This is a genomic window from Sphingomonas phyllosphaerae (assembly GCA_036946405.1).
Taxonomy (GTDB): Bacteria; Pseudomonadota; Alphaproteobacteria; order Sphingomonadales; family Sphingomonadaceae; genus Sphingomonas; species Sphingomonas phyllosphaerae_D.
The window spans coordinates 2,559,774-2,574,472 of the sequence record JAQIJC010000001.1; the positions used below are offsets into that span (position 1 = coordinate 2,559,774).

A 14,699-nucleotide genomic window follows, 5' to 3' on the forward strand; every position below is an offset into this window, starting at 1 on the left:
CATCGCCATGCCTCCGGTGCACGGCCTTACGAGAAGGAAGCGCGCCATGGCTGATGCCCAGACACCCTCGCCCGGCGCCACCGCGCTGCTCATCATCGACATGATCAACGATCTGGCGTTCGATGGCGGCGAGCAGCTTGCGCCCGCCGCGATCGCGGCGGCGGAGCGGATCCGCGCGTTGCGCGATGCCGCCGAAGCGGCGGATGTGCCGGTGATCTACGTCAACGACAATTTCGGCCATTGGCTGTCGGAGCGCGGTGCGATCGTCGACCATTGCCGTGCGGAAGCGAGCCGCGGCAAGCCGCTGATCGATCTGCTTCGCCCGCGCGACGACGATTATTTCGTCGTAAAGCCCCAGTTCTCGGGGTTCTACGCCACCAACCTCCCGGTGCTGCTGCCCCAACTGGGCGTCAGTCGGTTGATCCTGACCGGGATCGCCGCCGACATTTGCGTGCTGTTCACCGCCGCCGATGCGCATATGCGCGATTATGACTTGTGGGTGCCCGAGGACACCGTGGCGAGCGAACAGCAGGAGCATGAGCGATGGGCGCTGGAGCTGATGCGGCACAGCATGTGCGCCGAAACCGCCGCGAGCGACACGCTGTCGCTAGCGGCGTGGCTGGACCGCGCCTGAGTTCCCTTGCGCCCAGCGGGTCGGCGTGTCGGAGAGCACGAGCCGCAGCGTGCCGCCGCGAGTGATGTCGCGCTGACGGATGCACGGCGTATCGAGACGGCGGCCATCGAGCGTCGCCGAGGCGATGTAGATCCGGCCCGGCTGCCAATTGTCGGCGACGATCGTGAAGCGCTTGCCGCCGGTGCCGGTGATCGTGCCGCGTGGCTGGTGGGGTGCGTGAAGGTAGTAGAGGTCGGTCGTCAGCTTTGGAAACAAGCCCAGGCGATTGAAAACATAGTGCGAACTCATCGCGCCATTGTCCTCGTCACCCGGATAGGCGTCGGCGGTGAAGCGGCGGAAAATGCGGTCCGCCCAATAGCTCGACAGGTCGGGTCGGCCGACCTCGCTGAACAGCCACGGAGTCGCGAAGCTCGGTTCGTTGGTGATGTCGATCAGCCCGGCGTCGAGCGCGTGGCGCAGGCGTTCGGTGAACAGCGCGCGGCCGCCCATCGCATCGATCATGCCCGGCACGTCGTGGAGCATCGCATAGGAATAGACCCACGCCGTGCCTTCGTAGAAGCCGACGTTCTCGTACTTTTTTCCGTCCCAGCCGATCTTGGGATCGAGCGGCTGGAAACGGCCATCGGCGTAGCGCGGGATGATGAAACCGCGATAGCCGTCGCTGGTCGCCTCCGGATCCCAGACATTTCGCCAGCCTAGCGATCGCGTGCGGAGCATCGCGGCCTGCGTGGTCTCACCCGCGGCATCGGCGAGGCGCGCGGCGTAGAAGTCGTTGAGCGCAAAGGCGGGCGTCGACGAGCCGGAGCGGGCGCGCTGGTTGTCGGGTTCGGGACTGCGGTCGCCGACCGCGAACCAGCCGTGTTCGCGATAGCGGGAGCTTCGTTCTTTCAACGCGTTATGCAGTGCGACCGGGGCGACGCTGCGCCAGTCGATGCCGGGAACGCCGCGGATCAGCGCCTCGCCGAGCACATTGTCGACCTCGTCCCCGCCCTGCCCGACGTGGTAATTCCGCCCTGCAATGAAGGCGGTATGCGCCGCGCCGAAGCGACGGTAGGTGCGCACGATCGAGGCGACGTTGTCGCGATACACGTCGGGGCGGAGCAGCGACATCAGCGGAAAGCCGGTGCGATATGTATCCCAGAGCGTGTAATAATCGTCCCAATACTGGGTCTTACGCTCGGCGAGCGGTTGATCGCGGGTGCGGTCGCGTGGTTGCACCGCGCTATGGTATAAGGCGGTGTAAAAGCGACGTTTTTCAGCATCTTCGACGCCGTCGATCGTGGCGCGGGCGAGTTCGCGGTTCCAGGCCGCCTGCGTGCCGCGGCGGACCGCCTCGAAGTTCCAGCCGGGGATGTCTTCGTCGAGCAATTCGGCGGCGCGGGACGCGCTGCTGAACGAAATTGCCACCTTCAACTGCACTGGCGTGGCGGCTTTGGTGTCGAACTGCCACCAGCCCGCGAGTTGGGTGTCGCCCGGTGCACTCGCCTGCGTCGCGCCCTCGCGATCCGCCTCACCGACGTGGACGCCCCAGCGGGTCGGCGTGCGATCGAGCTGCGCAACGAACCAGATGTCGACCTCGGCCGGGTTCCAGTAATTGCGGGTCCGCACCCGCCCGGTGATCCGGCCGCGCGCGGGATCGATCGTCACGTCGGAGCCGGCGCTCGCCAGTTCGCCGCGGATCTTGCGCGTGAGGTCGAAGACCATCGTCGCCGGCCGACCGGCGGGATAGGTGAAGCGATAAATCGCGGCATAGGGCGCCGGCGTCACCTCGGCGCGGATGCCGTAGCGGGTCAGCGTGACGGCATAGGCGTCGGCGGCGACGCGCTCGTCCGCTTTGGGCGAGAGGTGGCGCGCCTCGTCGAACACCGGTGCGCCGGTCTGCGGCGAGATCAGGAAGGTGCCGTAGGTGGTGCGCCCACCCGACCCCTGCGTATGCAGTTGCGCGAAGCCGCTGAGCGGTGCGTCGCGATCGTAGCCGGCGTTGCTGCCGACCAATGTCTGCGGGCTGGGGTGGATCGATCCCGCCGGACGCGTCGGGCCGGGGACGGTATCGCCCTGATCGTCATTGCCGTTGCCGACGCGCGGGTCGACGTAGCGGAACAGGCCCGGACCGTCGCCCGAAACGGCCATCGACGAGGTCGCCGCGAGCAGGAGGCCGAGGACGACGCCGGTGCTGATCTTCATGCGCGTTCCTTATCTTGAAAAACTGTCCGGCCGTCGGCCCGTCATGCCGGATGTGTTCCGGCATCCACCTGTCGACGAATGCATCAGGTGCCGAGCTTGCGGAACAGTGGACCCCGGAACAAGTCCGGGGTGACGAACCGTTTGTTGATCCACTTCCCCGCATGACCGTCGTCCCCAAAAAAAGCGGCGCTTCCATGAACGGGAAGCGCCGCAGTCGCCCTCAGGGAAGGGACTCAGAAGGTGGCGCGGGCGGTGACGGTGAAGGTGCTACCGTCATAGTCGGCGCGACGGATCAGGCGCGGATCGTTCTCATATTCGATGCGGATCGCGTTGGTCAGGTTGTAGGCGTCGAACGACAGCGAGACGGTGTCGCTGAGGTTCGCCGACGCCGACAGGTCGAGCTGCCCGCGCGCCTTCACCTGCCGCGCCGCGCCGGTGAAGGTGCCGGCCGAGGCGAGATCGTATTTGCTGCGGATGTTGTAGACGAGGCGGATGCCGCCGGCATCGGTTTCGTAATAGCCGATGACATTGGCATTGTGCTTCGACACGCCGGGCAGCGTCGCGGCCGCGCCGGTCGCGGTCTTGCCGCTGATCCCGGTGAAGGCATAATTGAAGCCGCCACCGAGATGGCGAAGCGCGCCGGGCAGGAAGTCGAGCGACTGCTGGAGGTTGAACTCCACCCCGCGCACGGTGACCGGATTGTCCTGATTGACGAAGCCGGCGGCGGTGACGAGGAACGGCGTCGGTACCGCCCCCCCGGTGTAGATCTGGTCGCTTTCGCAGCGATCGCCGTTCACCCGCAGGTTGCCAAGGCCAAGCGCCGCGCCATCGGCGGGGCACAGCCGGGTCGGATCGGTGATCTGCGCGATCAGGCCGGTGATACGCTTCTGGAAGGCCGCGACCGAGATGATGCCGTTCGGGCGATTGTACCATTCGAGCGAGGCGTCGAACGAGGTCGATTCATACGGCTTCAGATCGGGGTTGCCGAGCGTCAGCGAATAGACGCCGTTGATCGGATTGCCGACGATCGTCGAGGGCGTGAACTGACGCGGCTGCGGCCGGACATAGGTGCGGTAGGCGGCACCGCGCAGCAGCAACTTGTCGGTCAGATCGGCAACGAGAATGAAAGACGGCAGCAGCTTGCCATAGCGTTGCGTATAGGTGTTCGTGCGGAAGTCGGCGGGCGAGCCGATCGTGCCGGTCAGCGACAGCCGGTCGAGCGCGTCGATGGTGTTACGCGCATATTCGTAGCGCAGCCCGCCGTTGCCACGAATGCGGATGCCGGCCACGTCGATCGCATATTTCACCTGCGCATAGCCCGAGGCGATATCGGTCTGGTTGGTGAAATTGTAGAGCGCGTAATTGTTGTCGTTGTAGCGGATGTTGAACCCCGCCGGCGACAGCGCACCACCCGGATAGAGCGTGACCGGCAGCAGCTTCGACAGCGCATAGTCGAAGCGCGTCGCCTGCCAATTGGTGCTGTAGGTGCCGAGCTTGCCGCCGAAGAAGTCATCCGCGACCGGCGCGGTGTTCACGAACGAGCCGTCGATGTTCTGCGTCTGGAGCCCGAAGCCCGAGGTGCGATAGCCCTGCGAGATGAACTTGTTGTGCTCGAAGCGGAAGCCGGTCTGGATGCCGCTGATGACGCTGTCCTGGAAGGTGCGTTCGACGTCCCATTGATAGGCGAGCAACTGGTTCTCGGCGTAGCTTTGCGTGCCGGTGAGCTGAAAGCGATTGGTGCGCGCCGAGGCGGTCGAAGAGTTGTAATATTGGGTCGGGTCGGAGACACCGCCCCAGATCCATGTCGGCACCGCACTGGTGATGAGCGGCTGCGGCGCGAGCGCATAATACATGTCGCCGACATCGCCCGCGCCGGTGCGCAAGGTCCCGCTCGCGCCGTTGCCGGTCGCGGTCTGGAGCCGGTCGAAGTCGATCGAGGTTTCTTCCGACCGGTTGTTCGCACGCGAGGCGGTCAGGATGGTCGAGAGCCGCCAGGAATCGTCGCTCCACTCGGCCTTGCCGTTGATCCCCCAGCTGCTCTGGCGGATGCCGAGCCGGCGTGTCGATGAGCGCGCGTCGGGGTTGGTGAAGTCGTAATCGGTGACGACGTAGCGGCCGTCGTCGAGCTTCACCGGCGCCGAGGTCGGGGTCAGGAAGCTGGCGTCGTTCTGGCTTATGATCGAGATATATTGCATCGTCTTCGGCAGACGACGGTCGGTGTAGAAACCGGTCAGGCTGACGCGCGTGCGATCGTCGGGCTTCCATTCGGCACCCGCCGCGCCGGTATAGAGGTCGCCGGGGTTGAGCCGCGAATATTGGCGGAGCTGCGAATTGTAGAGCACGCCGCTCGTCGAGGTCGTGCCGGTGCACGACGGGCACGCCGTCGACTTCGCGTAATAGCTGCCGAGCGTGCTGGCATTGGCCTGCGCCTGTGCCGCGGAGAAGCTGGAGTAGCTGTTGAACTGGACGGTGTCGCGGCGGAAATTCTCTTTCTTGTACGCGAGCACCGCGAACACGCCGAAGCTGTCGGAGAAGAGGTGATTGTAGCCGACGGTGGCGGCCGGCGCGAACTTGTCACCGAGCTGGTTGTATTCCAGCGCCGCCTTGGTGAAGCCGCCTTCCTTGCGGCTGAGCGCGGGTGCGATCTGCAGGTCGACGTTGCCTGACAACCCGCCGGATTGCGCGTTGGCGAGCGGCGACTTGTCGATGACGATCGCGCTGAAGATATCGGCATTGAACGCGCCGAGCGGCGCGGCCTCGGTCAGGATCGGTTCGGCGAAGGCGACCCCGTTGAGCGTCAGCCTAGCATATTCGCCGGGCAGGCCGCGCAGGTTGATCGTGGCGTTGCGACCCTCCGCCTCGCGGTTGATCTGGACGCCGGGGACGCGCTGCAATGCCTCGCCGACATTGAGGTCGGGAAAGCGGCCGAGGCCATCCGACGAGATACCGTCGGTGATCGCGATATCGTTGCGCTTCGACCGGATCGCGTCGGCGTAGCTCTGGCGGAACCCGGTGACGACGATGTCGCCCTCGGGCTGTGGGATCGCCTCCGGCTGCGACTGCGGATCGGCGGCGGTGCTCTGGTCCGGGTTGGCGGGGGTGGCGACGGTGGGCGTCGGCGGATTGGCCGCCGGCTCAGCCTGTTGTGCGAGCGCGGGCGTGCCGGCCAGCATCGTGGCGGCGAGTAGCATGGCATCGAACGACCGATGCCGGCGTGCGGCGAACCTCATCAAACTTCCCCTCCCCTACGGTGCCTTTGCACCGGCTCACCGCACAGGATCGCTCGCTCTCGCGATGGCTCATTGGCCTGTCCTGTTGGTAAGGCCAATTAAGCGTGTTTTGTTCAATCTGTCAATTTGCTTTATTAAACGACATCAGGGTTGTTCCGGTCATACTGCCGCAGGCTAAGATACTGCGTTGAAATGCTTTTTTGGCATCGTCTTCGATCTGGCCGGCGCTGCGCTGCGATAGGGTTTCGCGATCAATTGCGACGCGAGCGGGCGCGTGGGCGCAGCGAGTCGAGCGCGTCGGCGTTGTTGCGCGCCCAGTCGTAGAGCAACTCGATCGGTTCGACGAAGCGCCGGCCGAGCGGCGTCAGCCGGTATTCGACCATCGGCGGCATGACGCTATGCACATGCCGGCTGAGCAGTCCGCTCCCCTCCATGTCGCGGACGGTCTGGGTCAGCATCTTCCTTGAGATGCCGGGCAGACTGCGCTGAAGCACGCCGGTGCGCGCCGCGCCGCCGTGGCGGGCGTGGAGCGTGTGGAGCACCATGCTGGTCCATTTGGTGGCGAACAGCTCCAGCACGCGGCGCGGCGCGCAATCCTCGCGCCATTCGTGATCGCGTGAGCCGGGCTGCATGTGGTTACCTTCGGGTGCCTGGGGACGTGGATGGTGCCGTCTAGAAGCGCTGCCGTGCGCTGCCTAGCTATCGGACCACAAAGGAGTATTTATGGCGAAGACGGCATTGGTGGTGGGCGCGAGCGGGATCGTCGGCGCGGCGACGGCGGCGCTGCTGGTCGAGCGCGGTTGGACCGTGCACGGGCTCGCGCGGCGTCCGGTCGCGCAGCATGGCGTGATTCCGGTCGCGGCAGACCTGCAGGATGCGGCGGCGACGGTTGCGGCGCTGCGCGACGTGAACCCGGATGCGGTGTACATCACGACATGGGCGCGGCAGGACAGCGAGGCGGAGAATATCCGCGTCAATGGCGCGATGGTGCGCAACCTGCTTGATGCTCTGCCGCGCGCTTCCGGCCCGCGGCACGTCGCCTTGGTCACCGGGCTGAAGCATTATCTCGGGCCGTTCGAGGCCTATGGAAAGGGCGTGCTGGCGCAGACGCCGTTCCGCGAGGAACAGGGCCGGCTCGACGTCGAGAACTTCTATTATGCGCAGGAAGACGAGGTGTTCGCCGCCGCCGCGCGCGACGGGTTCACGTGGAGCGTGCATCGCCCGCATACAGTGATCGGGCTGGCGGTCGGCAATGCCATGAACATGGGGACGACGCTGGCGGTCTATGCGACGCTATGTCGCGAGACGGGGCGTGCCTTCACCTTTCCGGGCTCGGCGGCGCAATGGTCGGGGCTGACCGACATGACCGACGCCGGGCAGCTTGCCACGCACCTCCTGTGGGCGACCGAGACGCCGGGGGCGCACGATCAGGCCTTCAATGTCGTCAATGGCGACGTCTTCCGCTGGCAATGGATGTGGGGACGGATCGCCGAATGGTTCGGGGTCGAGGCGGCGGCGTTCGATGGCGTTGTGCAACCGCTCGAGCAGCAGATGGCGGACGATGCCGCGCTCTGGCGTGAGATCGCGGTGCGCGAGCGATTGGCCGAGCCCGATCTCGATCGCCTCGCCTCGCCGTGGCACACCGACACCGATCTCGGCCGTCCGATCGAGGTGGTGACCGACATGGGCAAGAGCCGGCGGCTCGGTTTCACCGGCTACCGGCCGACCGACGATGCGTTCTACGCGTTGTTCGAACGGCTGCGCGACGCGCGGCTGATCCCGTGACCTGACGATGCGCCGCCCGCCCCGGCAGGGACGGGCGGCGACGCAGGTCAGAGCCTGAGCGAGACGCCCGCGACGATCTGCCGGCCGAGCAGATCATAGCCCATGATCGTATTGCCGCGCAGCAGCCCGATCTTCGAGCGGCTGTCCGGAACGATCGGCGGGTCGCGGTCGAACAGATTGTTCGCGGCGATGCGGAACGTCATGCGCTTGCTGATGTCGAAGCCGACCGCGAGATCGATCCAGTCATAGGTGGCGATGCCCGGATACTGGTCGCGACGCTGGCTTTCGTCCTGCTGCGGGATGCCGGTGCTGGCCGGCGCGTAGAAGGTCGTCGGCATCCCGCTGCGGTGACGCCAGTTGACCGAGACGTTGGCGACGCGTTCCGGCGCGAACCACGTCACGCGCATCTGGTGCGACCAGCGCGGCATACTCTCGCCGCAGCCGCTGCTGAAATAGCCGGTGCAGTTGCGGCGGACCGCGGCCGGCGACGCCTGCCCGCCGTTGCGCGTCATCAGCGTGCCGTTGAAGCTGACATCGAGCAGACCGACGCCGCCGAGGCCGACATTGTACTGGCCCTGGAAGTCCCACCCGTAGGACTGTTCCTTATAGCCGTTCGACGAGCCGCGCGCGACCCAGCCGGTCGCCGGGCTGGTCGCCGGCGAGCTGGACAGCGTGCCGGTGCCCGGATTGCGGATGATGCCGCGACAGAAATAGTCGAGCCCGGTCGTCAGGCATTCGTTGATGATGTCCTGCGGCTGGAGGAAGGTCAGCTGATCCTCGAGATCGATCAGCCAGCGATCGACCGACACCGTCAGGCCGGGGATGAAGCGCGGGCGAAGGACCACGCCGAACGTCTTGGTATAGGCGGTTTCCGGCTTCAGGTTGAACCCGCCTTCGCGCACCGTGCAGCGATCGTCGGGGCAGATCAACGTCGTGCTGCCGTAGAGGTTGGCGGGCAGCCCGGTGTTGGCGCATTGTGCCGCGCTATACAGCGGGGCGAGACGCGGACCGTTGGGGTTGCTGCTGTCGACGCGCGGCGCGCACGGATCGGCGTAGAAGCCCTGGTTCCAGAAGATGTTCGACGCACCCGCCGCGGCACCGACGCCCGGCGCGGCCTGCGCCTTGTTATAGGAGGCGCGGAACGTGATGTCCTCGATCGGCGACCACAGCCCCTCGATCTTCCACGTGGTGAAGCGGTTTTCGAGGCGGTTGTACTTCGACACACGGTAACCGCCGTTGAATTGCAGCAGCCGCGTCCATGACTGGTTCTCGACCAGCGGCGCCTGGATCTCGGCATTGGCCTCGAAGATGTTCTGCGTGACGCGCTGGTTCTGACCGCCGTTGTTGTCGATGAAGATCTGGTTGACGACCGTCCGCTCCATCTCCTCGCGATATTCCGCGCCGAGCGCGACCGCGACGCCCTGTTCGGCGAACGGCGAGGTGATGCCGTACTTGCCGAGATCGCCGCTGGTGGTGGCGAGGATCTGCAGCAACCGCGGAATGCGCGTGCTGATCCCGCCCGACGCCGCGCCGTACAGATAGTTGTTGAGCGCCTGATCCTTGTTGAACGGTGCGAAGGCGTTGAACGGGACGCAGTTCGGATCGCTGCCGTTCACGACCGAGCGACAGGTCGGTACGCCGCCCACGTTCACGACGTCGAGCGAGCGGTTGACGTTGGCGAATTGCGCGAACGGCTGGTCGATCGTGTCGAGCCGCGCACGCGAGATCATCGCGGCGACGTCATAGGTCCATACGTCGTTGAGCCCCTTGCCGCGCAGACCCGCGACGATGCGGTAACCCTCGTTGGTGAACTTCGACCGGACCAGCGGCAGGCCATCGAAACGATAGCGGACGTCGATCGGCGCATATTGCCCCGCCACCCCGGCGTTGGCGCCGCACAGGTCGCTTGCCTGCGAGGCCGACAGGAACGGATTGTCGCAATTCACCTGATAAGGATCGGTGCCATAGGCGCCAAAGTTGAAGGTGCGGTTCAGAACCGTGTTGTATGACTTGTCGCGATAGAACAGCGCATTGGCATAAAGTTCGATGTCACTGGTGATCTCGGCGGTCAGGAAGCCGCCGACATTGACGCGCTCGAACGGGCGCTGGAACGCGTGATCGTCATACGGGTTCGCCGACGCGCCCGACGGTCCGCTGTTGATCGGAATGAACGTGCCGTCGCCGTTCGGATTGTTGACGAGCTGCTGCCCGGCGCGCGGGCCCGACTGCGGGATGATCGTGCCGGCGGGGGTGAAGCTGGCGCGGTTGCAGCCGAGCGGCGCGTTGTTCGCCGATTGCGTCACCTCGCACACCGCGGTCGAACGATCGCCGAGCTTCACGAGACTGGACTGGCGATAGTTGATGAAGCTGCTGAAATTTACGCGGCCGTCGAACAGGTTGGTGCCCGCCGCAAGGCTGATGTCGCTGCGCCCGCCGTCGTTGGTCAGGCCGTTCGGCGAGGCGAAGCCGGCGCGCGACGCCGCCTCGGTAACGGCGTTGGCGGAATTGTCGTGGTTGAAGAAGCTGTAGTTGGCGTCGATGCGGATGCCCGAGAAGTTCTTCTTCAGGATGAAGTTGACGACACCCGAAACCGCGTCCGAACCATAGACCGACGACGCGCCGCCGGTCAGCACGTCGATGCGCTCGACCAAAGCATTGGGAATGATCCCGACGTCGACGGTGTTCGGCAGGCCGATCCGCAGCCCGTCGATGAGCATCAGCGTACGCTCATAACCGAGGCTGCGCAGCTTGATGCGCTGGCGACCCTCGGAATCGCTGAAGTTCTGCTCCGAATTGACCTGCACCTGCGGCAAGCGGTTGACGACTTCCTCGATCGTCGTTGCGCCCTGTGCGGCGATGTCGAACGCGGTGGTGGTCACGATCGGCGCGGCCGAGCGATTGTTCGGGCGGACGATGCGCGTCCCGGTGACGACCACATCCTGCGGACTGGTGGCACCGTCGGCGCGACCCACGTCGGCGGCCAGCTTGGCCGAGGCGACCGGATCGCCGATCGACGTCGCCGGCGTCGTGTCGGTCTGTGCGGCCGCCACCGACGGCATTGCCACGAGCGCGGCCGCGCAACATCCGCCGGCCAGCATCGTCCTCATCGTCATCATCTTCATTCCCCTAACGCTCCCTGAAGCGTCCGGAGTGATCGGCCCTCGCCCGCCTTTTCAGCGGATCGTGAACGGCTGACCCTCCGACCTCAGCCGGGCGGGTTTGTCACTGCCAAGATGATTTAACAATGAAAAAGGACTCTATTTCAGCGAGTTGGTTCGCAATTGGTCTGATGATAGCGTGACCATCCTCGGTCGACCATGCTGGTGCGGAATTCAGGCAGCCAGACGAACGGCGCTGTCGGCCGCCGAACGTCGCGCTCCGGGCTCCTCGATCGCAAAGCGCGACACCTGTCGGGACAGCTCGTCGGCTTCGCTCGCCAGACTACGCGCCGCCGCGGTCGCCTGCTCGACCATGGCGGCATTCTGCTGCGTGACGCCGTCCATTTCGGAGACGGCGGTGTTGACCTGCTGGAGCCCGACCGCCTGCTGCTCGGCGGCGGCGCTGATCGCCGACATCAAGGCGCTGATATCGCTGATCCGCGCGTTGATCGTCTGCAAGGCCGTGCCCGCCTCGGCCACCAACCCGACGCCCAGATCGACCTGTTCGGACGAGCTGGTGATCTTCGCTTTCACGTCCTTTGCCGCATCGGCGGAACGTTGCGCCAGCGCGCGCACTTCCTGCGCGACCACCGCGAAGCCCTTGCCCGCGTCCCCGGCCCGCGCCGCCTCGACCCCAGCGTTGAGCGCCAGCAAGTTGGTCTGGAAGGCGATTGCGTCGATGACGCTGATGATGTCGCTGATCTCGCTCGACGAGCGCTCGATGCCGCCCATCGCGTCGACTGCGCGTCGCACGACGTCACCGGAGACGGCCGCCTCGTGCCGCGCGGCCGCCACGATCTTGTCCGCCTGCGCGGCGTCCTTGGCCGTCTGTTGCACGGTGCTGGTGATTTCCTCCATCGCCGCGGCCGTCTCCTCGAGGCTGGCCGCCTGCTGCTCGGTGCGCTGCGACAGATCGTCGGAGGCGGAGCGGATGTCCGCCGCGCCGCTCTTGATATCGCTGGAGGCGCGCATCACCGCCGACATCACCTGCGCCATCGCCTCGATCGCGCGATTGAAGTCGGTTTCGAGCCGCGCGAACGCAGGCGGGAAGCCGGAAAGCCGCGCGCCGAGATCGGCGTTCGCCAGCCGCTGCAGCCCCGACGCCATGTCGTCCATGACCAGCTGGCGCTCGTGGTCGGCGCGCTGCTTCTCGACCGCGGCATCGCGGAACACAAGCACCGCCTTGGCGATGCTGCCGATCTCGTCGCCGCGATCGGTGCTCGGCACGGCGATGTCGGTGCGGCCCGACGCCATCTCCACCATGATCGCCGCCATGTCGACGACCGGCGTGGCCATCGAACGCGACAGCAGCCAGCCGAGCGCCCCCGCGAGCGTGATCGCGAACAATCCGCCCAGCGCCAGCGCCAGTTCGACCATCCGTTCGGCGTGCCGCTGTTCGATATCCTGACGGGCGATCCATTCGGCCTGCGCTGCCTGAATTTCCTTGTGCACCTTGCGGATGCCGCCCAGCTGCTTGGCGCCGGCCAGTTCGCGCGCGGTTTCGCGGGTCGCCGGATTTTCGAAGGCGGCGAGCGTCGGCGCGACCTTCTGGGCCTGCCACTTCGCCACCTCGCCGAGGAAGGCGTCGACGCGACGGACCTGATCCGGGCGGGGTGCGACCTGCTTCAGCCGGGCAGCGGAGGCGTCGATCGCGGCGCGATTTTCTTCGTGGGTGTCGAGGAACGCCTGCTTGCCGAGCAACACGTAGCCACGGATCGCGCTCTGGCCCTCGACGACGCCGGTGAGCATGTCGTCGGCATGATCCGAACCGAGCTTCGCCTGATCGCGCTGCATCGCGACTTCATGCAGCCGCGTGACGTTCACGAACACGACCACGCTGACCGCGGTAAAGGTGGCGATAAGCGAGGCGAAGGCGAGCGCAAGCTTTCGAGGAATGGAAAGATTACGAAAAGTCATGATATCCCCTCGGCTTATGCGGAGGATGATAGCGGCCGCCGGGTTAACGGGGCGCTAAACGCGTGATGACCGGGCGCTCCCGTCCACAGGGCGATCGTGACCACCGGGCGGGATGCTCGATTCAGAGCGCGATTCGCCGGGGTACAAGAAGCAACGATCTCCCGATACTGACCCGACCGACGCGGCTTTCCCGCCCGGCGCAACCCGGCTATCGCCGCGGTGGCGCAGGGGGGGGGCTATGGGTTCGATCAAGAGCACGTTGTCGGACCGGCAGGCGGTCTGGGCGTTCGTGCTCGGCTGCGTGGCGGTGACGATCGGCGTCGTCGCGCACCTGCCGATGTTCGCGATGGCGCGGGCGATGCACTATCGGCTCGCCGGGATGCCCATGGACGGCATGATGATCGGCGGAATGGCGCTGATCGTGCTAGGCACGCTGGTCGCGGCATACGGGCTGCTTCCGCGCGATCTTGCCGCGCAGCGCGCCGCCGCCGCCGACATCGTCGTGGCCGCGCCCGAAGATGCGCCGCTGGGGCCGGCGCATTGGGGGTTGATGGCGGTGCTGGTCATCGCGCTGGTCATCGATGTCATGAAGCCCGCCTCACTGGGCTTCACGGTACCGGGAATGGTCGCCGAATATGGCGTCGCGAAGAAGACGGTGTCGCTGGTGCCGTTCTTCGCGCTGGCGGGGACCGTCACCGGATCGGTGCTGTGGGGCTGGATCGCCGACGTCTATGGGCGCAAGGCGTCGATCCTGCTCTCGGCGGTGATGTTCGTCGGCACCTCGATCTGCGGGGCGATGCCCAGCCTCGCGTGGAACATCGCGATGTGCTTCATGATGGGCGCGGCGGCGGGCGGGATGCTGCCGGTCACCTATGCGCTGCTCGCCGAGATGATGCCGAACCGGCATCGCGGCTGGAGCCTGGTGCTGGTCGGCGGGATGGGCGCGGTCGGCGGCTATTTCGCGGCGAGCGGCATGTCGGCAGTGCTGCAGCCCCTGTTCGGCTGGCGGATCCTGTGGCTCGCGAACCTGCCGACCGGGCTGACGCTGGTGCTGCTCGGCGCGCTGATCCCGGAATCGGCGAAATTCCTGCTGGCGCGCGGCCGGGTTTCGGAGGCCGAGGTCGTGATGCGCCGCTTCGGCGCGACCGCTCGCACCACCTCGCCCGCGGCCACGGCGGCAGCGCTGTCCTCGCAACCGCTTCAGGGCATCCATCTGTACGGCAAGCTTTCGGCACTCAGCATCTGCGCCCTCTCGTGGGGGCTGATCAACTTCGGGTTGCTGCTCTGGCTGCCGGCCGATCTCGTCGCGAAGGGCTATTCCGTCGGCGTGTCGAGCCGCCTGCTCGCCGAGAGCGCGCTGATCGCCTTTCCGACCGTGTTCGTCGCCGCGCTGCTCTACAGCCGGTGGAGTACCAAATGGGCGCTGGCGACGATGATTGCGGTCACGCTGGCGGGGCTGTTGCTGGTCTTGCGGCTCGAACTCGCGCAGAGCGGAAGCCCGGTGCTGCCGGTCGCGTTGCTGATCGTCGGGACGAACGGGATCATCGCCATCGTCCTGCCCTATGCCGCGGAGAGTTTTCCGATGCGCGTGCGCGGCCGGGCCACCGGCTGGGTGGCGGCCTGTACCAAGGCGGGCGGACTGATCGCACAGGGGCTGACGATCAGCGGCGTGGCGCTGTCGATGGGAAGGTCCGCGCTGCTCATCATGGTGCCGACCGCGCTGTCGTTCGTGCTGGTGGCATGGTTCGGACGCGAGACCCGCGGTCGCGATCTGCGCGCGCTGGAATAAAG

The 14,699-nt window shown here is 66.2% G+C and carries 8 protein-coding genes; 3 read left to right on the forward strand and 5 right to left on the reverse strand.

What is annotated here, in order from left to right:
* Positions 1-46 precede the first annotated feature (46 nt).
* Positions 47-634, forward strand: coding sequence for a cysteine hydrolase (locus PGN12_12230; protein MEH3104663.1), 588 nt, complete (start codon positions 47-49; stop codon positions 632-634).
* Here PGN12_12230 and PGN12_12235 read toward each other — a convergent pair.
* From PGN12_12235 to PGN12_12245, 3 genes are all read right to left on the reverse strand, one after another.
* Positions 608-2,818: a GH92 family glycosyl hydrolase gene (locus tag PGN12_12235; protein ID MEH3104664.1), complete on the reverse strand. Its 2,211-nt coding sequence runs from the start codon at positions 2,816-2,818 to the stop codon at positions 608-610. The two genes, PGN12_12230 and PGN12_12235, sit on opposite strands and share 27 nt — an antisense overlap.
* Before the next feature lie 233 nt (positions 2,819-3,051).
* Positions 3,052-6,048 carry a TonB-dependent receptor gene (locus tag PGN12_12240; GenBank protein MEH3104665.1) on the reverse strand — a complete coding sequence of 999 codons (2,997 nt, stop codon included), beginning with the start codon at positions 6,046-6,048 and terminating at the stop codon, positions 3,052-3,054.
* A 251-nt stretch (positions 6,049-6,299) separates the two neighbouring features.
* Positions 6,300-6,680: a helix-turn-helix domain-containing protein gene (locus PGN12_12245; protein MEH3104666.1), complete on the reverse strand. Its 381-nt coding sequence runs from the start codon at positions 6,678-6,680 to the stop codon at positions 6,300-6,302.
* Between the two features lie 91 nt (positions 6,681-6,771).
* Here PGN12_12245 and PGN12_12250 point away from each other — a divergent pair, with 91 nt between their 5' ends.
* A complete protein-coding gene (locus tag PGN12_12250; protein MEH3104667.1) occupies positions 6,772-7,833 on the forward strand; it encodes an SDR family oxidoreductase in 1,062 nt (353 codons plus the stop codon).
* 47 nt (positions 7,834-7,880) lie between these two features.
* Here the strand turns inward: PGN12_12250 and PGN12_12255 are convergent, their stop codons facing one another.
* On the reverse strand, positions 7,881-10,940 hold the full coding sequence (locus PGN12_12255) for a TonB-dependent receptor (GenBank protein MEH3104668.1): 3,060 nt from the start codon (positions 10,938-10,940) through the stop codon (positions 7,881-7,883).
* Positions 10,941-11,165: 225 nt separating this feature from the next.
* The gene (locus PGN12_12260) at positions 11,166-12,908 is read right to left on the reverse strand and encodes a methyl-accepting chemotaxis protein (protein MEH3104669.1); all 1,743 of its coding nucleotides are present in this window, start codon (positions 12,906-12,908) and stop codon (positions 11,166-11,168) included.
* 238 nt (positions 12,909-13,146) lie between these two features.
* On the opposite strand from PGN12_12260, the gene PGN12_12265 reads away from it, so the two are divergent.
* Positions 13,147-14,697 (forward strand): MFS transporter, encoded by a 1,551-nt coding sequence (locus PGN12_12265; protein ID MEH3104670.1) that lies wholly within the window; start codon positions 13,147-13,149, stop codon positions 14,695-14,697.
* Positions 14,698-14,699: the final 2 nt, after the last annotated feature.

Bases quoted from the DNA above. Each gene is read 5' to 3' on its own strand.
- PGN12_12235 (MEH3104664.1), bottom strand. From the start codon at position 2,818: ATGAAGATCAGCACCGGCGTCGTCCTCGGCCTCCTGCTCGCGGCGACC.
- PGN12_12240 (MEH3104665.1), bottom strand. From the start codon at position 6,048: ATGAGGTTCGCCGCACGCCGGCATCGGTCGTTCGATGCCATGCTACTC.
- PGN12_12255 (MEH3104668.1), bottom strand. From the start codon at position 10,940: ATGAGGACGATGCTGGCCGGCGGATGTTGCGCGGCCGCGCTCGTGGCA.
- PGN12_12260 (MEH3104669.1), bottom strand. From the start codon at position 12,908: ATGACTTTTCGTAATCTTTCCATTCCTCGAAAGCTTGCGCTCGCCTTC.
- PGN12_12265 (MEH3104670.1), top strand. From the start codon at position 13,147: ATGGGTTCGATCAAGAGCACGTTGTCGGACCGGCAGGCGGTCTGGGCG.
- PGN12_12250 (MEH3104667.1), top strand. From the start codon at position 6,772: ATGGCGAAGACGGCATTGGTGGTGGGCGCGAGCGGGATCGTCGGCGCG.
- PGN12_12245 (MEH3104666.1), bottom strand. From the start codon at position 6,680: ATGCAGCCCGGCTCACGCGATCACGAATGGCGCGAGGATTGCGCGCCG.
- PGN12_12230 (MEH3104663.1), top strand. From the start codon at position 47: ATGGCTGATGCCCAGACACCCTCGCCCGGCGCCACCGCGCTGCTCATC.